At 72.5% G+C, this 20,667-nt stretch carries 19 protein-coding genes and 1 tRNA gene; 15 read left to right on the forward strand and 5 right to left on the reverse strand.

Going from position 1 to position 20,667, the window contains the following annotated elements; translation table 11 throughout:
* Positions 1 to 61 precede the first annotated feature (61 nt).
* From ACJ5H2_RS19495 to ACJ5H2_RS19535, 9 genes are all read left to right on the forward strand, one after another.
* The gene (locus ACJ5H2_RS19495) at positions 62 to 1,576 is read left to right on the forward strand and encodes an FAD-binding protein (RefSeq protein WP_408897095.1); all 1,515 of its coding nucleotides are present in this window, start codon (positions 62 to 64) and stop codon (positions 1,574 to 1,576) included.
* A gap of 76 nt (positions 1,577 to 1,652) precedes the next feature.
* On the forward strand, positions 1,653 to 2,840 hold the full coding sequence (locus tag ACJ5H2_RS19500) for a pyridoxal phosphate-dependent aminotransferase (RefSeq protein ID WP_408897096.1): 1,188 nt from the start codon (positions 1,653 to 1,655) through the stop codon (positions 2,838 to 2,840).
* 29 nt (positions 2,841 to 2,869) lie between these two features.
* Positions 2,870 to 3,322 (forward strand): WXG100 family type VII secretion target, encoded by a 453-nt coding sequence (locus tag ACJ5H2_RS19505; RefSeq protein ID WP_408897097.1) that lies wholly within the window; start codon positions 2,870 to 2,872, stop codon positions 3,320 to 3,322.
* A 7-nt stretch (positions 3,323 to 3,329) separates the two neighbouring features.
* Positions 3,330 to 4,337 (forward strand): hypothetical protein, encoded by a 1,008-nt coding sequence (locus tag ACJ5H2_RS19510; RefSeq protein WP_408897098.1) that lies wholly within the window; start codon positions 3,330 to 3,332, stop codon positions 4,335 to 4,337.
* Entirely contained in the window at positions 4,334 to 5,731 is a 1,398-nt protein-coding gene (locus ACJ5H2_RS19515) for a hypothetical protein (RefSeq protein WP_408897099.1), read from the forward strand. Before ACJ5H2_RS19510 ends, ACJ5H2_RS19515 begins: the two co-directional genes overlap by 4 nt.
* Positions 5,732 to 5,941: 210 nt before the next feature.
* Positions 5,942 to 6,946: an AurF N-oxygenase family protein gene (locus ACJ5H2_RS19520; RefSeq protein WP_408897100.1), complete on the forward strand. Its 1,005-nt coding sequence runs from the start codon at positions 5,942 to 5,944 to the stop codon at positions 6,944 to 6,946.
* A gap of 23 nt (positions 6,947 to 6,969) precedes the next feature.
* Positions 6,970 to 8,682: an FAD-dependent oxidoreductase gene (locus ACJ5H2_RS19525; RefSeq protein WP_408897101.1), complete on the forward strand. Its 1,713-nt coding sequence runs from the start codon at positions 6,970 to 6,972 to the stop codon at positions 8,680 to 8,682.
* Between the two features lie 28 nt (positions 8,683 to 8,710).
* A complete protein-coding gene (locus tag ACJ5H2_RS19530) occupies positions 8,711 to 9,421 on the forward strand; it encodes a TetR/AcrR family transcriptional regulator (protein ID WP_408897102.1) in 711 nt (236 codons plus the stop codon).
* Positions 9,422 to 10,879 (forward strand): flavin-containing monooxygenase, encoded by a 1,458-nt coding sequence (locus ACJ5H2_RS19535; RefSeq protein ID WP_408897103.1) that lies wholly within the window; start codon positions 9,422 to 9,424, stop codon positions 10,877 to 10,879.
* 43 nt (positions 10,880 to 10,922) lie between these two features.
* Here the strand turns inward: ACJ5H2_RS19535 and ACJ5H2_RS19540 are convergent, their stop codons facing one another.
* Entirely contained in the window at positions 10,923 to 12,341 is a 1,419-nt protein-coding gene (locus ACJ5H2_RS19540) for a VWA domain-containing protein (protein ID WP_408897104.1), read from the reverse strand.
* Between the two features lie 2 nt (positions 12,342 to 12,343).
* Positions 12,344 to 13,231, reverse strand: a complete 888-nt coding sequence (locus ACJ5H2_RS19545; RefSeq protein ID WP_408897105.1) for an AAA family ATPase — start codon at positions 13,229 to 13,231, stop codon at positions 12,344 to 12,346.
* A gap of 129 nt (positions 13,232 to 13,360) precedes the next feature.
* On the opposite strand from ACJ5H2_RS19545, the gene ACJ5H2_RS19550 reads away from it, so the two are divergent.
* The gene (locus tag ACJ5H2_RS19550) at positions 13,361 to 13,735 is read left to right on the forward strand and encodes a hypothetical protein (RefSeq protein WP_408897106.1); all 375 of its coding nucleotides are present in this window, start codon (positions 13,361 to 13,363) and stop codon (positions 13,733 to 13,735) included.
* An 86-nt stretch (positions 13,736 to 13,821) separates the two neighbouring features.
* Here ACJ5H2_RS19550 and ACJ5H2_RS19555 read toward each other — a convergent pair.
* Positions 13,822 to 13,911, reverse strand: a tRNA-Ser gene (locus ACJ5H2_RS19555).
* Positions 13,912 to 14,048: 137 nt separating this feature from the next.
* On the opposite strand from ACJ5H2_RS19555, the gene ACJ5H2_RS19560 reads away from it, so the two are divergent.
* The 3 genes from ACJ5H2_RS19560 (at position 14,049) to ACJ5H2_RS19570 (ending at position 17,324) form a co-directional block, all read left to right on the forward strand.
* Positions 14,049 to 15,269: a GAF domain-containing protein gene (locus ACJ5H2_RS19560; protein ID WP_408897107.1), complete on the forward strand. Its 1,221-nt coding sequence runs from the start codon at positions 14,049 to 14,051 to the stop codon at positions 15,267 to 15,269.
* 98 nt (positions 15,270 to 15,367) lie between these two features.
* Positions 15,368 to 16,891 (forward strand): aldehyde dehydrogenase family protein, encoded by a 1,524-nt coding sequence (locus ACJ5H2_RS19565; protein ID WP_408897108.1) that lies wholly within the window; start codon positions 15,368 to 15,370, stop codon positions 16,889 to 16,891.
* A 4-nt stretch (positions 16,892 to 16,895) separates the two neighbouring features.
* A complete protein-coding gene (locus tag ACJ5H2_RS19570) occupies positions 16,896 to 17,324 on the forward strand; it encodes a DUF779 domain-containing protein (RefSeq protein WP_408897109.1) in 429 nt (142 codons plus the stop codon).
* Between the two features lie 4 nt (positions 17,325 to 17,328).
* Here ACJ5H2_RS19570 and ACJ5H2_RS19575 read toward each other — a convergent pair whose 3' ends face one another.
* Positions 17,329 to 17,766 (reverse strand): nucleoside deaminase, encoded by a 438-nt coding sequence (locus ACJ5H2_RS19575; protein ID WP_408897110.1) that lies wholly within the window; start codon positions 17,764 to 17,766, stop codon positions 17,329 to 17,331.
* A gap of 20 nt (positions 17,767 to 17,786) precedes the next feature.
* Positions 17,787 to 18,281: a tRNA adenosine deaminase-associated protein gene (locus tag ACJ5H2_RS19580; RefSeq protein WP_408897111.1), complete on the reverse strand. Its 495-nt coding sequence runs from the start codon at positions 18,279 to 18,281 to the stop codon at positions 17,787 to 17,789.
* 71 nt (positions 18,282 to 18,352) lie between these two features.
* Between ACJ5H2_RS19580 and upp the strand changes: the two genes are divergently transcribed.
* Together upp and ACJ5H2_RS19590 are read left to right on the forward strand one after the other, a co-directional pair.
* Positions 18,353 to 18,997, forward strand: coding sequence for a uracil phosphoribosyltransferase (gene upp, locus ACJ5H2_RS19585; protein ID WP_408897112.1), 645 nt, complete (start codon positions 18,353 to 18,355; stop codon positions 18,995 to 18,997).
* Between the two features lie 128 nt (positions 18,998 to 19,125).
* Entirely contained in the window at positions 19,126 to 20,664 is a 1,539-nt protein-coding gene (locus ACJ5H2_RS19590) for a Re/Si-specific NAD(P)(+) transhydrogenase subunit alpha (RefSeq protein ID WP_408899654.1), read from the forward strand.
* Positions 20,665 to 20,667 lie beyond the last annotated feature (3 nt).

The following is a 20,667-nucleotide window of genomic DNA, read 5'->3' on the forward strand; positions in this document are numbered from 1 at the left end:
TCGGCTCTCGTCGGGTGGCGGGGGCCTAGTCTATCGGTAGAACATGTTCTAGATTTCACCCGTGCCCTCCCCGACGAACGACGTCCCCGCCGGTCTGGCCGTCCCCGAGGCCCTCCCCGCCAGCGTGCTGGCGGACGGCACCGAGCACTTCGACGTCGTCGTCGTCGGGTTCGGCATCGCCGGCGGCTGCGCGGCGCTCGAGGCCGCCCGCGCCGGAGCCCGCGTGCTCCTGCTGGAGAAGGCCGCGGTCCACGGCGGCACGTCGTCGATGTCGGGGGGCCACTTCTACCTGGGCGGCGGTACGGCGGTGCAGCGCGCGACGGGGCACGACGACTCCGTCGAGGCGATGGTCGGGTACCTGATGGCCAGCACCAAGAACCCCGACGAGGAGAAGATCCGCGCCTACTGCGAGGGGTCCGTGGCCCACTTCGAGTGGCTCGAGGACCTCGGCTTCGCGTTCGAGCGCTCGTACTTCCCCGGCAAGGCCGTGATCCAGCCCGGCACCGAGGGGCTCATGTTCACGGGCAACGAGAAGGTCTGGCCCTTCCGCGAGCAGGTCCCGCCGGCGCCGCGCGGCCACAAGGTGCCGGTCCCGGGCGACACCGAGGGCACCAAGATCGTCATGGACCTCCTCCGCACGGAGGTGGAGAAAGCCGGCGTGGAGGTGCGCTACGAGACCGGTGCCACGAACCTCGTCGTCGACGGCGACCCCGCCCACGCCGCCACCACCGGCCGGGTGGTCGGCCTGGCCTGGAAGTCCTTCGACCGCACCGGCGTGGTGGCCGCCGACGGCGTCGTGATCGCGGCCGGCGGCTTCGTGATGAACGCCGACATGGTCGCCCGCTACACCCCGGCGCTGGGCTCGAAGCTGTTCACCCTCGGCTCGACGTACGACGACGGGCTGGGGATCCGCCTCGGCGAGTCCGTCGGGGCGGCGCTGGAGAACATGGAGGAGCCCTTCATCACGGCGCCCTTCTACCCGCCGTCCTCGCGGTGCAAGGGGATCATCGTCAACAAGGAGGGGCGGCGCTTCGTCGCCGAGGACAGCTACCACGCGCGGACGTCGTACCACGTGCTGCAGCAGCCCGACGCCGTCGCCTACCTCATCGTCGACAGCGAGCACCTCGGCGAGGACCACATGCCGCTGGTGCCCCTCAAGGACGGCTTCGAGACGCTCGAGGAGATGGAGGCGGGGCTCGGGATGCCCGCCGGGGCGCTCGTGGAGACGGTGACCCGCTACAACGAGAACGCCGCCCGCGGCGAGGACCCCGAGCTGCACAAGCACCCCGACTGGGTCGCGCCGCAGACCGCCGCTCCCTGGGCGGTCCTCGACCTCTCCCTCGGCGTGGCGCTCTACGCCGGCTTCACCATCGGCGGCATGGCCACGACCGTCGACGGCGAGGTCCGCCGCGCCGACGGCTCCGTGGTCCCGGGCCTGTACGCCGCCGGGGCGTGCGCCGCGAACATCGCCCAGGACGGCGCGGGCTACTGCTCGGGCACCCAGCTGGGCGAGGGGTCGTTCTTCGGGCGGCGGGCGGGACGGCACGCCGCGACAGTTTCACCGGCCAGCCGGTGAAACTGTCGCTGGGACGATGAAGCTTCTTCGTCCCAGCGTGAGTTCTGTCGTCCAAGCGCACCCGTAGGGTCGGATCGTGACCGACCGCCTCACCGCCGCCACCCGGGCGAACGTGCCGCCCTTCCACGTCATGGACCTCCTGGCGGCGGCGGCCGAGCGCCAGCGCACCCACGGCGACCTGGTCAACCTCGTCGCGGGCCAGCCGAGCACGGGCGCGCCGGCGACGGTGACCGCGGCGGCGGTCCGGCTGCTCGAGAGCGGCGACCCGCTCGGCTACACCACCGCGACCGGCATCGTCGAGCTGCGGACCGCGATCGCGGGCCACTACCGGCGCACCTACGGCGTCAGCGTCGAGGCCGAGGACGTGGTGGTGACCACGGGGTCGAGCGGCGGCTTCCTGCTGGCCTTCCTGGCCGCCTTCGACGCCGGCGCGCGGGTGGCGATCGCCCGGCCGGGCTATCCCTGCTACCGCAACGTGCTGGCAGCCCTGGGATGCGAGGTCGTCGAGATCGCGACCGGCCCGGACACGCGCTTCCAGCCGACGGTCGAGCAGCTGGCCGAGGCCCACGCACGCGCTCCGCTCAACGGCGTGGTCGTCGCGAGCCCGGCGAACCCGACGGGCACCATGCTGCTTCCGGAGGAGCTGGCCGCGATCGCGCGCTGGTGCGAGGACAACCGCGTCCAGCTGGTCTCGGACGAGATCTACCACGGCATCCAGTACGCCGGCTCCCGGCCCGGCTGCGCCTGGGAGACCTCCCGGGAGGCGGTCGTGTTCGGCTCGTTCTCGAAGTACTTCTCCATGACCGGATGGCGGCTGGGCTGGATGCTGGCGCCGGAGCGTCTGCGCCGGCCGGTCGACGTACTGACGGGCAACTTCTCGATCTGCCCGCCGGTCCTCGCGCAGCACGCGGCCCTCGGGGCCTTCGAGGACGCGGCGTACGCGGAGCTGGACGGCCACGTCGGGCGCTACGCCCACAACCGCTCGCTCCTGCTCGACGGCCTGCAGCGCCTGGGGATCACCCGTCTCGCACCGGCGGAAGGCGCGTTCTACGCCTACGCCGACGTCGGTCACCTGACCGACGACTCGATGGCCTTCTGCCGCGAGCTGCTCGCGCGCACCGGTGTCGCGGTGGCGACGGGGATCGACTTCGACACCGTCGACGGCGGCAGGTTCCTGCGGTTCAGCTTCGCCGGCAGCGCCGAGGACATCGTCACCGCACTCGACCGGCTCGACGGCAGCCTGCGCGGGGGCGGCCAGGTTTGACGGAGGCCGGAGCGGGAAGGGCGCGTCCCATGTACGGCGACAGCGAGACCATCCGGCGTCGTGCCCGCCAGCTCAGGGACCAGGGTGCCGACGTGCGCGCTCTCGCCGACGAGCTGGTCGCGCGCGTCGAGGGTCTCGGCTGGACCGGTCGGGCGGCCGACGCCCTGCGCGAGCGGGTGACCGAGCGCGCCCACCATCTCCGGGTCGCCGCCGAGCGTCACGTCGGCGCGGCGGACGCGCTGCGCACCCATGCCGCCCGCGTCGACGAGATCCGCGACGAGATCGCCGCGACGCGGGCGCGGGTCACGACGCTGGTGGCCGACGCCCGGGCCCGGATCGCCGTCCTCCCCACCCCCGACGAGCCCGGCGCCGGCCCCGCGGTCGCGCCGGACCCGCTCGACGAGGCGCTCGCCGCCTTCACCCCGCCGCCGGAGGGCCACCGCGACTGGCTCACGGTGGAGGTGCCCGGCCTGGAGCGGTGACCCGCCCGTGCCCACCGTCGACCTGACCTCGTTCACCGGGACCAGCCGGTCCGGCCGGACCAGCCGGACCAGCCGGACCGGGGGGCTCGCTCCGGCCGCGCCGGCCGCCGCCCCGGCGCCACCACCCGACGGAGGCGCCCTCGCCGCGGCTCCTCGCCGGATCGGGCTGACCCTCGCCGAGCTGCAGCATGCCGCCCGTCTCGCCGGTGGCGCCCCCCTGCCGTTCGAGGTCGCACCGCCCGCCGCCGGGGACGCGATGCAGGCGCGCCTCGGCCGGAGCCCCGCCGCGGTGGACGACCGGGCGTTCCGTGCCGCGGCCGCGGCGCTGCCCGACCCCGCCGACTCCCTGGCGCGGCGCGGCCTCGTCACCACGGGCGCCCTCGAGGCCGGTCTCGCGGGCGCCATCGGCCTGCTCGCCGCGCCGCGCTTCGCACTCGACGTCGATGTCGCGATGGGCGGCGTGCAGGCGAAGGTCTGGCAGCGCCAGGGCGGCGGCGCGGTCGCGTCGCTGTCCACCGTGGACGGCGTCGTCTACGAGCTCGCGTGGTTCGGCACGGACGCCTGGGCCGGTGAGCTCGCCCGGGTGGCCGCGGTGTCCGAGGCGATCCCGGCGGGCGCGTCCTCCGTGCCGGCGTACGTCGACCTGCCCTTCGAGCTCGCCGACGCCGCGGCCGAGGCGAGCGGCTCGGGCCGCGGCGACCTGCTCCCGGTGCTGGCGGCTCGCCACCGCGGTGCCGTGCGCGACGCGGCCGGGCCCCTGGAGGAGCGCGCCGTGGCGGGCCTGCTGGCTGCCCTCGCGACGGAGGCCCGGGGCAGGCTGCGGGCCCTCGTCGCCGACGTGTCGGCGACCGAGGTGGACACTGCCGGCGTCGTGTCCTGGACCCTCCTGGCCGACGGGTGGCGGGCGCTGCGCCCTCACCAGGTCGACGGGGTCCTGCGCCTGGAGATCCGCGCCGTCGCCCCGAGCGAGCTCGGGGCCGTCCTCGCGCCCCTGCTCGGCGAGACCGCGCGATGAGGCCTTCGACGGGCTCCGGGAGCGGGCCGGGCCCGAGGTCGGTCGAGGCGGCCGACCTCGCCGACAGGTACGAGCAGATGCTGCGTCTGGCCGACCTGTTCGAGGACGCTGGCGCACAGATGCGCGCGTGGTCCGAGCTCGGCCACGACGTCCTGGCCGATCCCGAGGTGACCGACTCCGCCGAGCTCTCGCCCGCGACGTGGGCCGATGCGGAGGAGGAGATCCTGGCGGCGACCACCGGCGAGGGGAGCCTGCTCGGCCGCTCCGTCGAGCTGGACGCCGACGCGCTGGTGCTGCGCGCAACGGTGATGACCTACCGATGGATCGACGAGCTGCAGGCGGCGGCGTACCAGACGCTGGGGTCCATCGCGGGCCGGGCGATCGGCTACCTCGCCCCGGAGGTCAGCCTCGGGGGCGCGATCGTCGCCGCCGGGCTGATCGAGACCGACGCGCTCGACCGTGACGGCGTCGCTGCGTACCTCGGCGAGCTCGCCGAGGCGAACCCCGAGCTCATGGAGCACGTCACCACCGGCGGCGGGCTGGTCGACAGCCTGCAGATGCGGGGCCTGCTCGCCCGCGGCGCGCTGGCCGGCGACACCGAGCCCTCCGCCCGGAGCGGCGGCCTGCGCGCCCTCGGCGTCGCGCCGCTGGCCGACGGGTGGGCCGCCGCGCTGCGCGACGTCGCGGTCGGCCTCGCCGAGACCGACCCCAGCGGCGTCCGCGTCGGCACCGATCCGGCCTCCACGGTCGACGACCCGGACCGGGCGCCCACCGGCCTCGGCGACCTGATGGCCGAGCTCGACCGGTGCGACGACGGCGGCCCGGTCCGGATCCTGCGCGCGGCGCCGGGACGGCTGGTCGCCCTCCTTCCCGGCGGGGCCGTCCCGACGCCCGCCGGCGGGCGGCTGCGGCTCGTCTCCGGCGACCCCTCGAGCGAGGCGACCGCGGTCGTGCGCGCCCTCGCCGCGGCGGCCGACTCCGAGAGGGGCACCGAGCGCGGCGCCGGGGACGGCCCCGCCCGGGTCCTCCTGGTGGGACGGGGCAGCGGGGGCGCCGTCGCGTTGGAGGTCGCCAGCCACGACGACCTGCCGGGCTTCGTCGTCGACCAGGTCGTCACGGCGGCCGCCCCGACGACCCAGCTCGGCGTGCCGCCTCCCGAGGTCCGCGTGCTCTCCCTGGAGGATCGCAACGACCCTGTCGCCCTGCTCGGCTCGCTGATCAACGCGAGTGCGCCCAACCGCCTCACGGTCGTGTACGACGCGGCCGCGGAGGCCGACCTGCCCCCGCTCGTCGCGGGCGGACGGGCGGCGGACCGCTGCGACCACCCGGACCTGGTGGCCGCGCTGGCGGCCTGGCGCGAGCAGGGCTACCTGCGCCCGAGCGCCGACCACTGACCCAGGGCCACCGCCCTGCGCCTCACCCCAGCCGGGACGAGGTCCGCCGGGGGTGAGCGATCCCCGTCACATCGGAGCGGCCGGGCCTGGGCCGATCAGACCCTTTCCGGCCGATCTCCTTGACAAAACCCCGGTCAATGTATGCAACATGTTGTTGCGCTAACAACGTGCATGCTCCCGCTTTCGACGAAGAGAACGGACCGAGGAACCATGACCGCGACCGCCGACGCCCCGATCGACACTCCCCTTCCGAGCGACCTGGAGGGCCTGAGCTACCAGGAGACCCTGCGGGTGCTCTCCGAGGCCTCGGTCCACCAGCACTTCGACGCCTTCCTCGACATCGCGTGGGACAGCCCGGAGTTCGAGGTCGTCCCGAACGACCCGCGCTGGGTGCTCCCGGAGATCGACTCGCTCGGCGGCACGGAGTGGTACCGGTCGCTGCCCCTCGAGCGGCAGATCGAGATCGGCCAGTACCGGCTCGCGAACATCATGAAGGTCGGCCTGCAGTTCGAGCAGGTGCTCATCGGCGGGATCATGAGCCACCTCATCCCGATGGGGAACAACCGCGCCGAGTTCCGCTACTCCACGCACGAGGTCACCGAGGAGTGCCACCACACCCAGATGTTCCAGGAGGGCGTGAACCGGATCGGCGTGGACGTGAAGGGCGGTCCGGGCTGGTTCATCAAGATCGCGCCCTTCCTCTGCCTGGCCGGCGGTCCCCTCCCGAACATCTTCTTCTTCGGCATCCTGGCCGGCGAGGAGCCGATCGACTACCTGCAGAAGTCGGTCCTCCGCTCGGGCCACCAGCTGCACCCGATCGTGGAGCGCGTGATGCAGATCCACGTCGCCGAGGAGGCACGCCACATCGGCTTCGCGCACACCTACCTGGTCGAGCGCTCCAAGGACTACGGACGCCTCCAGCGCTTCGGCCTCTCGCTGGCCTATCCCGTCATCATGCGCGTGCTGTGCGACGTGATCATGAAGCCGACCAGGCAGATGCAGAAGGACCTCGGCATCCCGAAGTCCGTGATGCGCGAGGTCTACTGGAGGTCCCCGAAGTCGCAGAAGCTGCTGCGCGACACCTTCGGCGACGTGCGGATGCTCGCCGAGGAGCTCGGCCTGATGAACCGCGCCTCCCGCCTCGTGTGGCGCGCGCTGGGGATCGACGGCCAGCCGTCGCGCTTCCGCAGCGAGCCCAAGTCGGCAGCGGTCTGACCGGGCCCCGGCCCACCGCGCCCATGGCCTACGTCGTCACGCAGTCCTGCTGCGCCGACGCCTCGTGCGTCGTCGCCTGCCCGGTCAACTGCATCCATCCCGCTCCGGGCGAGCCCGGCTTCGGCACCACCGAGATGGTGTACGTCGACGCCAGCTCCTGCGTCGGCTGCGGTGCCTGCGCCACCGCCTGCCCCGTGGGCGCGATGGTGCCGGACGCCGCGCTGACGACCAAGCAGCTGCCCTTCGTCGAGCTCAACGCGTCCTACTACGACGCCTTCCCCCACGCCGACCGCACCCCGGTGGCGCTGGTCCCGCAGCAGCGGCGGCTCACCCGTCCGGGCCCGTTCCGGGTCGCGGTCGTCGGAGCCGGCCCGGCCGGTCTCTACACGGCCGACGAGCTGCTCAAGCACCCCGAGGTCGACGGGGTCGACGTCTACGACCGGCTCCGCACGCCGTACGGCCTGGTCCGCCACGGCGTCGCTCCCGACCATGCGTCGACCAAGCTGGTGACCCGGCTGTTCGAGGCGATCGAGCGCCAGCCGCGCTTCCGCTACTTCCTGGACGTGGAGGTCGGTGCGGCGGGCGGCGTGACGCTCGCGGACCTCCGCGCCCACTACGACGCGGTCGTGTACGCCGTCGGCGCGTCCGCCGACCGGAGCCTCCGCATCCCCGGGGAGGATCTCGCCGGCTCGGTGCCCGCAACCGCCCTCGTCGGCTGGTACAACGGCCACCCGGAGCAACAGGGCCTCGACGTGCCGCTGGGGGCGGTGTCCAACCCCTCGGGTCGTGCCGTCGTCGTCGGGAACGGCAACGTGGCGCTCGACGTGGCCCGGATCCTCGCCCGTCCCGTGGAGGTCCTCGAGCGCACCGACCTGGCGCCGGGCCCGCTCGATGCGCTGCGCGCGAGCAGCCTCCGTGAGGTCGTCGTGCTCGGCCGCCGCGGCCCCGCCCAGGCGGCGTTCACGGTCCCCGAGCTGATCGGCCTGGCCGCGCTCGACGACGTCGACGTCCTCGTCGACGCGAACCCGGAGCTCCTGGCGGGCGACGACCAGCGCAGCGCGCTGCTGCGCGAGATCGCTGAGCGCCCCGTCGACCCCGCCTCGACGAGGCGGCGGATCGTCCTCACCTTCACCGCCTCGCCGGTCGAGGTGCTGGGCGCCGACGGCCGAGTCACCGGCGTCCGGGTCACCCGCAACCGGCTCGTCCCCGACCCGGCGGCACCCGGCGACGTGACCCGGGTGCGCGCCGAGGCCACGGGCGAGACCCACGTCATCGAGACCGGGCTGGTCGTGCGCTCCGTGGGCCATCGCGGCACCCCGGTCGAGGGGCTGCCCTTCGACGAGTGGTCCGCCACGGTCCCGAACGACCGTGGTCGGGTCGAGCCCGGGCTGTACGTCGTCGGGTGGATCAAGCGCGGCCCCGTCGGCTTCATCGGCACCAACAAGACCGACGCCCAGGAGACGGTCGACACGATCCTCGACGACCTCGACGCCGGCCTGCCCGCACCAGTCGGCTCGGCGGAGGCCGTCGCGCGCCTCGTCGCCGCGCGCCACCCCCACGCCGCCGACCTCGCGGCCTGGCAGCGCCTCGACGCCGCAGAGCGCGAGCGTGGCACCCGGGCGGGCCGCTCCCGCGCCAAGATCACCGACCTCGCCGAGCAGCGCACCGTCGCCACCCCGCCCGCCACGGCCCGGCGGCGCGGCCTGCTTCGGCGTACCGTGTCGCTCACGTCGTGACGGCGTCGTGATGCGAGGAGGTGTCGCCATGGGGACGGCGCGCAAGGACCAACCGGACGGCCGCAAGCGGCGCTGGCAGCAGCACAACGCCGACCGGCGCCAGGCCGTGATCGACGCCGCCCTCACCGTGCTCGCCCGCGACCTCGCGCCCGGCGCCGAGCTGAGCGTGCAGCAGATCGCCGACGAGGCCTCGGTGCACCGCACCGTCCTGTACCGCTACTTCGAGGACCGCACGGACCTCGACGTCGCGATCCAGCAGGAGATCTGCAGCCGCGCCGGTGAGCTGCTCCTCGCGGCGGTGACGCTCGAGGGCACGCCCCGAGAGATCGTCCACCGGGTCATCGACGCCTACGTCGGCTGGGGCGCGGAGAACGTCGCCCTCATGCGCTTCGCCGAGCGCGACATCGCCGGCGCCTCCTCCAAGCCGCTCGACGACGCGATCGGCCAGATCGCCGAGCAGATCGAGCTGGTCATCGGCGGCTTCCTCGCGCTGCTCGACGCCGAGGTGGACGACGACGACCGCGACGCCCTGACCCCCTACGTCTTCCTCCTCGTCGGCGGTGTGATGGCCGCCGTGCGGAGCTGGAGCTCGCGCGAGGAGCTCCGACCGCCCGCCCCTGAGTTCACCCGGCTGCTCGCCGACGTGACCTGGCTGCAGATCGAGGGTCTCGCAGCCTCCCGCAAGATCGAGGTGCCCGACCTCCCGGTCGAGCAGCTCCTCAACCTCAAGGAAGCCTGAATGAGCGACTCCTCCACGCACCTCGACGTGCTCATCGTCGGCGCCGGACTGTCCGGCATCGACGCGGCGTACCACGTGAGCAAGGCGTTCCCGTCCAAGACGTATGCCGTGCTCGAGATGCGCGACGCACTCGGCGGGACGTGGGACCTGTTCCGCTATCCCGGCATCCGCTCCGACTCGGACATGTACACCCTCGGCTTCGGTTGGAAGCCGTGGAAGGGCAAGAAGGCGATCGCCGACGGCGCCGACATCCGGGCCTATCTGCAGGAGGCGGCGCGCGAGAACGGCATCGACCAGCACATCCGCTACCACCACAAGGTGCTGCACGCGGACTTCTCGACCGAGGACGCCCGCTGGACGGTCACCGTCGAGCGCACCGACACCGGCGAGCGGCTCGAGCTCACCGCGAGCTTCCTGTGGTCGACCTCGGGCTACTACCGCTACGACGAGGGCTTCACCCCGGCCTTCGCGGGTGTCGAGGACTTCCGCGGCCAGGTGATCCACCCCCAGCACTGGCCCGAGGACCTGGACTACCAGGGCAAGCGGATCGTCGTGATCGGCTCCGGCGCGACCGCTGTCACGCTGATCCCCTCGCTCGCCGACTCGGGCGCCGGGCACGTCACGATGCTGCAGCGGACGCCGACGTACATCGTCAGCCAGCCGCTCACCGACCCCATCTCGTACCGGCTGCTGCAGACCCTGCCGGACAAGATCGCCGGCAAGCTGGTGCGCGGTCGCTATCTCGCGATGACGATCGGCTTCTACGAGTTCTGCCGGGCCCGGCCGCGCGAGGCCCGGGCGCTGATCCGCAAGATGTCCGAGCGCCAGCTGCCGAAGGACGTCTCCTACGACGAGCACTTCACCCCGCCGTACCAGCCGTGGGACCAGCGGCTCTGCGTCGTGCCGCGCGGCGACCTGTTCAAGGCGCTGCGCCAGCACACGGTGGACATCGTCACCGACCACATCGACCGGTTCACGCCGCAGGGCATCCGGCTGAAGTCCGGCAAGGAGCTGGAGGCGGACATCATCATCACCGCCACCGGCCTGAACCTGCAGATGTTCGGCGGCGCCACCCTCGCGGTCGACGGGCACGACATCAAGCCCGCCGAGACCATGGCGTACAAGGGCCTGATGCTCAGCGGGATCCCGAACTTCGCGTTCATCGTCGGGTACACGAACGCCTCGTGGACGCTCAAGGCCGACCTCGTGTGCGAGTACGTCGTCAAGCTGCTGGAGCGGATGGACCGCACCGGGGCGCGGACGGTCGTGCCCCGCCGCGACCCGTCTGTCGCCGAGGAGCCCTTCCTCGACTTCGAGGCCGGCTACGTGCTGCGCTCGATCGACTCGCTGCCGAAGCAGGGCGCCGTCTTCCCGTGGCGGCTGAAGATGAACTACTTCAAGGACCTGCTGGTGTTCCGCAAGCCGGTGGAGGACGAGGCGCTCGAGTTCAGCGCCTGAGGGCGGCTGCATGAATCACCGCTTCAGCGGCGTTTCAGTCGCTTCACCACGCGAGGTCGTGCACGAACTCACTGAGCTGCGTCAGGTTCCGGCACTCGATCATCCGCACGATCTCGCCGTACGCCGGGGCGGCGCTGTCGCCGGTGCCCCAGTTCCGCTCGTGCTCGGGGTTGAGCCAGAAGGCCCGCTTCACCGAGCCGGCGAGCCGCCGGAGACTGTCCTCGTGGAGGTCGCTGTAGTTCGAGCGCGCGTCGCCGAGGATGAGCAGCGTGGTCTTCGGGGTGAGCGCGTCGAGGTGGGCCTCCTCGAACTTGGTGAACGCCCGGCCGTAGTTGGTGCGCCCCCACAGCGCCGCGTGCGAGGTCGCGGCGGCGAGCTCGCTGAGGACGTCCACGGGGTCGGCGCCCGGGCGGAAGTGGCCGGTGACCTCGTGCACGTGGTCGATGAAGGTGAACGCGCGCATGCTCTGGAAGACCTCGCGCAGCGCGAACACGAACAGCAGCGTGAACTGCGCGAAGTTCGCCACCGAGCCGCTCACGTCGCACAGCACGACCAGGTCGGTGCGGTGGGGACGCTTGGGCCGGTGGTGGGTCGTGATCGGCACGCCGCCGGTGGCGATCGAGGCGCGGACCGTACGACGGAAGTCGAGCGGCGCCGTCCGCGCGTGCCGGGAGTGCTGCTCCTTGGCCAGCCGGGTGGCGAGCCGGCGCGCGAGGGGGAAGATCTCCTTGCGCATCTCCTCGAGGTCCGTCCGCCGCGCGGCCATGAAGGCCAGCTTGTCGATGCTCGGCCGCACCGCCACCTCGGCGACGTGGTCGGGACCCTTCTCCTCGGCGATGCGGCGGCGGGCGTCGTCCTCGACCATGGCCGTGAACGAGCCGATCCGGCGGTTCGCCCGACGGCGGGCGTCCTCGGCGGCAGCCTCGTCGGCGCTCTCCCCCATCAGGCCCGCGACCAGCCGGTCGACCAGCTCCTGGGGAGCGACCCGCTGCAGCGCGGTGTACGCCGACCACGACGACAGCCCCGGTCCGCGCCCCGGCATCGCCCCGAAGACGCCGACCATCTCGGCGGCCATCCGGCGCAGCTCGGACTCGTCCGGCAGGTCGGCCTGGAGCGCCTCGGCCAGCCGGTCGCGGAAGTCGGCGAGCGCGGCGGCGTTGTCGCGCACGGGCCCCTCGCCGTACTCGCCTGCCTCGTCCTCGCTCGCGCCTGCGGCGCCGTCTCCCACCATCGCCGGGAAGTAGACGTCGAAGAGTGCGTCGAACGTCGTCCGCTGCGCCTGCTTCTTGACCATGGTGGCCGCGAAGGCGTCGCGGACCGTCGCCCGGTCGCCCCAGCGCACCGCACCGAGCGCGGCCAACGAGTCGAGGTCCTCGGCGAGCGACACGGACAGCCCCGCGCCCCGCAGCGCCTCCACGAACGCGAGGTGGCGGTCGAGGAGCCCGGACCGGTCGGCGTCCACGGTCAGGACCTCGCCAGCTTCAGCTCCTTGACCGCCCGCTCGTGGTCGGACTGGTGCTTGAGAACGGCGCCGAGGGTGTCCCCGATCGCCTTCGCGTCGAGGTCGCGGATCTCGAGCGCGATCAGCGTCCGGGCCCAGTCGACGGACTCGGCGATCGACGGCGCCTTCTTGAGCTCCAGCTCGCGCAGCCGGCCCACGGTCGTCACCAGCTGCTCGGCGATCCGGTCGTCGAGCCCGGGCACCTGCTGCTGCAGGATCTGCCGCTCCCGCGCCGCGTCGGGGTAGTCGATGTGCAGGTACAGGCAGCGGCGCTTGACCGCCTCGGACAGCTCCCGGCTCGCGTTGGACGTCAGGACGACGAACGGGCGCCGGGTCGCCGCGACCGTGCCCAGCTCGGGGATGGTGACCTGGAAGTCGCTGAGCACCTCCAGCAGCAGGCCCTCCACCTCGATGTCGGTCTTGTCGACCTCGTCGATGAGCAGCACCGTCGGCTGCTCGCGCCGGATGGCGGTCAGAAGCGGCCGGGTGAGCAGGAACTCCTCCGTGAAGATGTCGTCGTGGGTGGCGTTCCAGTCCTGTCCACCCCCTGCGGCGTTGGCCGCCTGGATCCGCAGCAGCTGCTTCTTGTAGTTCCACTCGTACAGTGCGCGGGCCTCGTCGAGCCCCTCGTAGCACTGCAGGCGCACCAGCTCGGCGCCCGTCGCGCGCGAGACGGCCTTGGCCAGCTCGGTCTTGCCGACTCCCGCGGGACCCTCGAGGAGCAGCGGCTTCTCCAGCGCCCCGGCCAGGTAGGTGGTGGTCGCGGTCGCGGCGTCCGCGAGATAGCCGGCGCTCTCGAGCCGGGCGGCCGCGTCGGCCGGTGCGTCGAACCACGTCGCGGGGGTGCTCATGTGGTCATCCTGCCGTGCGGACTTGTCTGCCGCGTCACGCGGTCGTGACCCGGACCGCCTCGGGTCGTTGAGATCGGCAGTGGGGAAGGCCCGGTTCCGGGCGCACCAGCGGATGGCAAAGGGGGCGACGTGTTGGACTCCGTCGCGTCTCCGGCCTGGCCGCGAGTGGCCGTCCACGCCGTGCGTACGGCGACCACGATCGCCGCGCTCACCCTGCTCGTGGGCTTCGGCGCGGTCGGCACCTCCGCACCGCCGCGCTCGCCCGAGACCTCACGGCAGATCGGGATGTCCTCGGGTCCGCTCGACGCGATGATGCAGCTCAACCGCTGCTCGTTCACCGGCTTCGACCGCGACGTCATCCCGAGCAACGCGATCGTGCGCACGCCCGCGGGCGTGGTCGAGCTGGTCACCTTCGACCGCGGCTGGGCCGTGTTCAGCGGCGAGATCGCCGGTGAGCTGGTCGCCGTGTGCTTGGGCCCGGCGGACACGCCCGGATCTGCCTGATCGCGCCCGGCGTGGGTCGGCGCGCCAAATGACAGGATCCGGACCCACATCCGTGGGCCCGGATCCTGCGGATGCCTCGACATCCGTGGCGGTGACGGAGGGATTTGAACCCTCGGTGGACTCGCGCCCACAAACGCTTTCGAGGCGTTCTCCTTAGGCCGCTCGGACACGTCACCGCGGGAGACACTACCGGAGCCGCGACGCGGGCTCGAAATCGCCCGCGCCCGCCCCCGGGCGTCGGCGATGCAACCTCCTTGCAACCTCTGTGCGTCATCGTCGAGACCAGAGACGCTCGTCACATGGGAGAGATGCCGTGGCCACTGCCCTGATGACACCCGAGGCCCGCGCGCGGGGCATGCGCGCGGAGGTCGCCGCGTCCTGGGAGCGCTCCGCCGCCGCGGGCGTGGACGTCACCCAGCAGGAGGCCCCGATCGCGCTGGACGCGCCGGACCTGCGCGGCCAGCGCGAGGCGCATCCCCTCGCCCGGGTCTTCCCGTTGCTCGACGACGTGCTCGGTCAGGAGGTGCGCGACTGCGGCGCACTGATGGCACTGGCCGACGCGGAGGGCACGCTGCTCTGGGTCTGCGGCACTCCCGAGCGGCTGCGCGAGGCGGAGCGGATCGGGTTCGTGGAGGGCAGCAACTGGGACGAGCGGTTGGCGGGCACCAACGCGCCCGGCCTCGCGCTGGCCACCGGCCGCGACGCGGTCATCACCCGCGGTGAGCACTTCCGCTCGGCGGTCCGGGCGTGGAGCTGCGCCGCCACGCCCATCCACGACCCCGGCACCAACCGGCTGCTGGGCGTCCTCGACGTGACCGGCGGCGACGCGCTCGTCGTACCGCAGACGATGGCGATGGTGCGCGCCGCGGCCCGGCTCGCCGAGGCCGAGCTCGCCCGCCATGCTCCGCCGCCGAGTCGGCCGGACCGCGGCACCGGCCTCCGGCTCGTCCTCGAGCTCCTGGGGCACGACGAGGCGCTGGTGTGCGTCGACGACGGACGCGGCCGGCTCCACCGGCTGCGCCTCTCGCGCCGGCACAGCGAGATCGTCGCGCTGCTCGCCTCGTCCCCGGCGGGGCTGACCGGTGACGAGCTGGCCGTGCTGCTCTACGAGGAGGACGGCGGCTCCTCGACCCTGCGCGCCGAGCTCAACCGGCTCCGCGGCCTGCTCGGCGACGAGCTGCTGGCCTCCCGGCCCTACCGGCTCGCCGCACCGGTCGTCGGGGACTGGCTCGCCGTGGAGGCGCAGCTCGCCGCCGGGGACCTGCGCAGCGCCATGCGGGGGTACGCCGGCCCGGTGCTGCCGCGCTCCGCCGCGCCCGGGGTCGTCCGGATGCGCGAGGGCCTGGCCGCGTCGCTGCGCCAGGCACTCCTGCGCTCACGGGAGCCGGACCTCATGTCGGCCTGGACCCGCTCCGGCTGGGGGCGCGACGACTACGACATGTGGCTCGCCCAGCGTGCCGTCGTACCGGCGGCCTCGCCGATGCGCGCGCTGGTCGACGGACAGATCGCCCGGCTCGACGCCGAGCTCGCCTGAGCCGGCTCCGCGCGCAACGAGGCTGCAACGTCCCGCTCCCTAGCGTCGTGACCGCCGTCACACCGCGGCATCCACGACCCACCCGCTTTGGAGCAGACATGACCGTCTACGCAGCACCCGGACAGCCCGACTCGCTGGTCACCGTCGAGAGCCGCTACGGCCACTACATCGGCGGCCAGTGGGTCGCCCCGATCAAGGGCGCCTACTTCGAGAACGTCTCGCCGGTCAACGGCAAGGCGTTCACCGAGATCGCCCGCGGCACCGAGGAGGACATCGAGGCCGCCCTCGACGCCGCCCACGCCGCCGCTCCGTCGTGGGGCAGGACCTCCACGACGGAGCGGGCCAACATCCTGCTGCGCATCGCGGAGGTGATGGAGGCGAACCTGACCGCCATCGCGGTGGCGGAGACCTGGGAGAACGGCAAGCCCGTCCGGGAGACGCTCGCCGCCGACATCCCCCTGGCGATCGACCACTTCCGCTACTTCGCCGGCGTCCTACGCGCCCAGGAGGGCACGATCGGGGAGATCGACGAGAACACCGTCGCCTACCACTTCCACGAGCCGCTGGGCGTCGTCGGCCAGATCATCCCCTGGAACTTCCCCATCCTGATGGCGGTCTGGAAGCTCGCCCCCGCCCTCGCGGCCGGCAACGCCGTGGTCCTCAAGCCCGCCGAGCAGACTCCGTGGTCGATCCTCAAGCTGGTCGAGCTGGTCGGCGACCTGCTGCCGGCCGGCGTACTGAACGTCGTCAACGGCTTCGGTGTCGAGGCCGGAAAGCCGCTGGCCTCCTCGCCGCGGGTCGCGAAGGTCGCCTTCACCGGCGAGACCACCACCGGCCGCCTGATCATGCAGTACGCCAGCCAGAACATCATCCCGGTGACCCTGGAGCTGGGCGGCAAGAGCCCGAACATCTTCTTCGAGTCGATCGCCGACCAGCGTGACGCCTTCTACGACAAGGCGCTCGAGGGGTTCGCGATGTTCGCGCTCAACCAGGGCGAGGTCTGCACCTGCCCGTCCCGGGCCCTGGTGCAGCGCAGCATCTACTCCGACTTCGTGCACGACGCCGTCGCGCGGGTGGAGCAGATCAAGCAGGGCAACCCGCTCGACGACACCACGATGATCGGCGCCCAGGCGTCGAACGACCAGCTCGAGAAGATCCTGTCCTACATCGAGATCGGCAAGGAGGAGGGTGCGAAGCTGCTCACCGGCGGCGAGCGCAACGTCCTCGAAGGCGACCTGGCCGAGGGCTACTACGTGACCCCGACGGTCTTCGAGGGCGACAACTCGATGCGGATCTTCCAGGAGGAGATCTTCGGGCCCGTCGTCTCTCTCACCGGGTTCGACGAGGAGGCCGACGCTCTCAAGATCGCCAACGACACCCTGTACGGGCTCGGCGCGGGCGTGTGGTCCCGGGACGGCTCCCAGGCCTTCCGCGCCGGCAAGGAGATCCAGGCCGGTCGGGTCTGGACGAACTGCTACCACGCCTACCCGGCGCACGCGGCGTTCGGCGGCTACAAGCAGTCCGGCATCGGTCGCGAGACCCACAAGATGATGCTCGACCACTACCAGCAGACGAAGAACCTGCTGGTGTCGTACAGCCCCGACGCCCTCGGCTTCTTCTGAGCCGATGACGGACGCGACCCTCGACCGGGTCGCCGTGACCGGTGAGGCGGCGGAGCTGCTCCGCCGCCTCACCGAGGCCCACGGCCCGGTCATGTTCCACCAGTCCGGCGGGTGCTGCGACGGGTCGGCGCCGATGTGCTATCCCGACGGCGACTTCCTCCTCGGCGACGCCGACGTCCACCTCGGCGACCTCGACATCGGTCTCGACCGGGCGGTGCCCGTGTGGATGTCCAAGGCGCAGTTCGCCTACTGGTCCCACACCCACCTCACCATCGACGTGGTGCCCGGCCGGGGCGCGGGCTTCTCCCTGGAGGCGCCGTACGGCGTCCGCTTCCTCATCCGCTCCCGGCTGCTGAGCGACGAGGAGCTCTCGGCCGGGACGGAACTGACGACTCGGCCGGTCACAACCGACGACTCGACGGGTCAGAACTGACGACTCAACCGGAGCGCTGCTGGGTGAAGAAGCCGTCGAGGAGCGCGGCAGCGTCGGCCGCCAGGACGCCGGCGACCACCTCGGGGCGGTGGTTGAGGCGGCGGTCCCGGACGACGTCCCACAGCGAGCCCACGGCCCCGGCCTTGTCGTCGTAGGCGCCGAAGACGACGCGGTCGACGCGGGAGAGGACCGCTGCGCCGGCGCACATCGTGCACGGCTCGAGGGTCACCACCAGCGTGCAGCCGGAGAGCCGCCACTCCCCCCGTGCAGCCGCCGCGGCGCGCAGCGCGACCACCTCGGCGTGCCCGGTCGGGTCGGCGTCGCGCTCGCGGACGTTGCGGCCGGCGCCGAGCACGATCCCGTCGGCGTCGACGACGACGGCGCCGATGGGGACGTCGCCGGTGCCCAGCGCCGCCTCGGCCTCCGCGAGCGCCGCCCGCATCGGCCCCTCCCAGCGGGCCCTCACGCCGAGGTGAGGCCGACGGCGTCGTCGAAGAGGTCGCCGAAGCCGAGTCCGCGCGCGATCTCGGAGAGCATCTCGTCGGGATAGAGCTCGTCGTCGTCGAGGATCGCGGCGAGGTCCATGGCGTCGACGCCCAGGTCGCTGAGCAGCTCGAGGTCACCGGCCGGCTCGGGGTCGTCCTCGTCGTCGACCGGCGGCAGGCCGAGGTGCTCGACCACGGTGGCGGCGAGCTCCCACTCGGTCGCGGCAGTGATGTCGGAGAGCATCACCCGGGTCCGGGGGCCGGCGACCCGGACGACGACGAAGAAGTCCTCCTCGACCGCCACCAGCCCGACGGCACCCCCGTCACCCGGGAACCGCCGCAGCGCCGCAGCGAGGGTCTCGACGTCGGTGGCGTGGTCGTGCGTCAGCTCGGCGACCTGCCACACGCCCTCCTCGCGGTAGGCGGCGAGGGCGAAGTCGACGGATTCCATGGCCGTGCCGCTGGCGGTCATGTCATCAAGCGTGACACGGGATGGGGCACAGGGCCAGAGGAATTCGCGGCGCACCCACTAGTGTCAGCGTCATGCGTCTCCTGGTCGTGGATCACCCCCTCGTCGCCCACAAGCTGACCGTGCTCCGCAACAAGGAGACCGACTCGCCGACCTTCCGGTCGCTGGCCGACGAGCTGGTGACCCTGCTGGCCTACGAGGCCACCCGGGACGTCCGGGTCGAGCCGGCCGACATCGAGACGCCGGTCGCCCCGACGACCGGCACCCGGCTCGCGACGCCGCGCCCGCTCGTCGTCCCCATCCTGCGAGCGGGCCTCGGCATGCTCGACGGCATGGTCCGGCTGCTCCCCACCGCCGAGGTCGGCTTCCTCGGCATGGTCCGCAACGAGGAGACCCTCGAGGCGACGACGTACGCCGAGCGGCTCCCCGAGGACCTGTCGGGGCGCCAGTGCTATGTCGTCGACCCGATGCTCGCGACCGGCGGCACCCTGGCCGCGGCGATCCGCTTCCTCGTCGACCGGGGCGCCGACCACATCACGGCCGTCTGTCTCCTCGCCGCTCCGGAGGGCTGCGCGCGGCTCGAGGAGGAGCTCGGCGACCTCCGGATCCCGGTCACGATCGTCACCGCCGCCATGGACGAGCGCCTCAACGAGAAGGGCTACATCGTGCCCGGGCTCGGCGACGCGGGCGACCGCATGTACGGCATCGCGGCGGGCTGAACCACCTCTGTACCGCTGAGTGCAACGTGCATCCCCTAGATGTACGTCACACGTAAGACGGCCCCCGTGAGGGGGTGAGGTCTGTGTAGTTTGACCAGCGCTGTATTCACAGAATGGCTGGAGGCTCGATGCTCATCGGCATCCCGCGCGAGTCGAAACAGGGCGAAACCCTGGTCGCGGCGACCGCTAAGACCGTAACCCAACTGACCAACCTCGGCTACGACGTGATCGTCGAGTCGGGCGCCGGCGAGCTCGCCGACCAGCCCGACAGCGCGTTCACCGAGGCCGGTGTGCGGGTCGGCACGACGCAGGAGGTGTGGGCCGCCGACGTCGTCGTCAAGGTCAACGCCCCCACCGACGAGGAGATCGGCCGGCTCCGCAAGGGCGCCACGATCATCTCGATGATGGCGCCGGGCCGCAGCCCCGAGCTGTTGGAGCGGTTCCAGGCCCAGGGCGTCACCGCGCTGGCCATGGACGCGGTCCCGCGGATCTCCCGCGCGCAGTCGATGGACGTGCTGTCCTCGATGGCCAACGTCGCGGGCTACCGCGCGGTCGTGGAGGCCGCCCACGAGTTCGGCCGGATGTTCACCGGCCAGGTCACCGCCGCCGGCAAGATCCCCCCGGCCCGGGTCTTCGTCGTGGGCGCCGGCGTCGCCGGACTCGCCGCGATCGGCGCGGCCTCGGCCATGGGCGCCGTGGTGCGCGCGTTCGACGTGCGACCCGAGGTCGCCGAGCAGGTCGAGTCGATGGGCGCGCAGTTCGTCCACGTCGAGTTCGAGGCGGAGGTCTCCTCCGACGGCTACGCCAAGGAGATGACCGCCGAGCAGGTCGCCGCCACCGCGGCGATGTACGACGAGGAGGCCCGCGCCGCCGACATCGTCATCACCACCGCGCTGATCCCGGGACGTCCCGCCCCCTCGCTGATCACCGCCGAGACCATCGCCGGCATGCGCAACGGCTCGGTGATCGTCGACATGGCGGCGGCCAACGGCGGCAACGCCGCCGGCACCGTCGCCGACCAGAAGGTCGTCACCGAGAACGGCGTGACCATCCTGGGCTACACCGACCTCGCGGGCCGCCTCGCCGCACAGACCTCGCAGCTGTACGGCACCAACATCGTCAACCTGCTCAAGCTGCTGACCCCGGAGAAGGACGGCAACCTCACGCTGGACTTCGACGACGTCGTCCAGCGTGGCATCACCGTGGTGCGCGACGGCGAGTCGACGTGGCCGCCCCCGGCGGTGCAGGTCTCGGCCGCCCCCGCCGCGGCCCCGGCCGCCGCGGCCGCGGCGGCCCAGGAGCCCAAGAAGCCCCTGTCCGCGGGCGCGAAGGTCGGCCTGGTGCTGGGCGCGATCGGGCTGTTCTGGCTCGTCAACGCCCTCGCCCCGACCGACGAGCTGCGGCGCCACTTCACCGTGCTGATGCTGTCGATCGTGATCGGCTACTACGTCATCGGCAAGGTCGCGCACGCGCTGCACACGCCGCTGATGTCGGTCACCAACGCCATCTCCGGCGTCGTGGTGGTCGGCGCGCTCGTCCAGGTCGCGACCGACGACAAGCTGGTGCTGGCCATGTCCGCGCTCGCGATCCTGCTGGCCTCGATCAACGTGTTCGGCGGGTTCGCGGTGACACGCCGCATGCTCGCGATGTTCAGCAAGGGAGCCTGATCC

The organism is Nocardioides pymetrozini, assembly GCF_046058985.1.
Taxonomy (GTDB): domain Bacteria; phylum Actinomycetota; class Actinomycetes; order Propionibacteriales; family Nocardioidaceae; genus Nocardioides.

Excerpts from the sequence above, each read along its gene's own strand:
- ACJ5H2_RS19545 (WP_408897105.1), bottom strand. The coding sequence starts at position 13,231 with ATGAGCACCCCCGCGACGTGGTTCGACGCACCGGCCGACGCGGCCGCC.
- ACJ5H2_RS19570 (WP_408897109.1), top strand. The coding sequence starts at position 16,896 with ATGACGGACGCGACCCTCGACCGGGTCGCCGTGACCGGTGAGGCGGCG.
- upp (WP_408897112.1), top strand. The coding sequence starts at position 18,353 with ATGCGTCTCCTGGTCGTGGATCACCCCCTCGTCGCCCACAAGCTGACC.
- ACJ5H2_RS19505 (WP_408897097.1), top strand. The coding sequence starts at position 2,870 with ATGTACGGCGACAGCGAGACCATCCGGCGTCGTGCCCGCCAGCTCAGG.
- ACJ5H2_RS19530 (WP_408897102.1), top strand. The coding sequence starts at position 8,711 with ATGGGGACGGCGCGCAAGGACCAACCGGACGGCCGCAAGCGGCGCTGG.
- ACJ5H2_RS19590 (WP_408899654.1), top strand. The coding sequence starts at position 19,126 with ATGCTCATCGGCATCCCGCGCGAGTCGAAACAGGGCGAAACCCTGGTC.
- ACJ5H2_RS19520 (WP_408897100.1), top strand. The coding sequence starts at position 5,942 with ATGACCGCGACCGCCGACGCCCCGATCGACACTCCCCTTCCGAGCGAC.
- ACJ5H2_RS19575 (WP_408897110.1), bottom strand. The coding sequence starts at position 17,766 with ATGCGGGCGGCGCTCGCGGAGGCCGAGGCGGCGCTGGGCACCGGCGAC.
- ACJ5H2_RS19565 (WP_408897108.1), top strand. The coding sequence starts at position 15,368 with ATGACCGTCTACGCAGCACCCGGACAGCCCGACTCGCTGGTCACCGTC.
- ACJ5H2_RS19515 (WP_408897099.1), top strand. The coding sequence starts at position 4,334 with ATGAGGCCTTCGACGGGCTCCGGGAGCGGGCCGGGCCCGAGGTCGGTC.
- ACJ5H2_RS19580 (WP_408897111.1), bottom strand. The coding sequence starts at position 18,281 with ATGACCGCCAGCGGCACGGCCATGGAATCCGTCGACTTCGCCCTCGCC.
- ACJ5H2_RS19535 (WP_408897103.1), top strand. The coding sequence starts at position 9,422 with ATGAGCGACTCCTCCACGCACCTCGACGTGCTCATCGTCGGCGCCGGA.
- ACJ5H2_RS19525 (WP_408897101.1), top strand. The coding sequence starts at position 6,970 with ATGGCCTACGTCGTCACGCAGTCCTGCTGCGCCGACGCCTCGTGCGTC.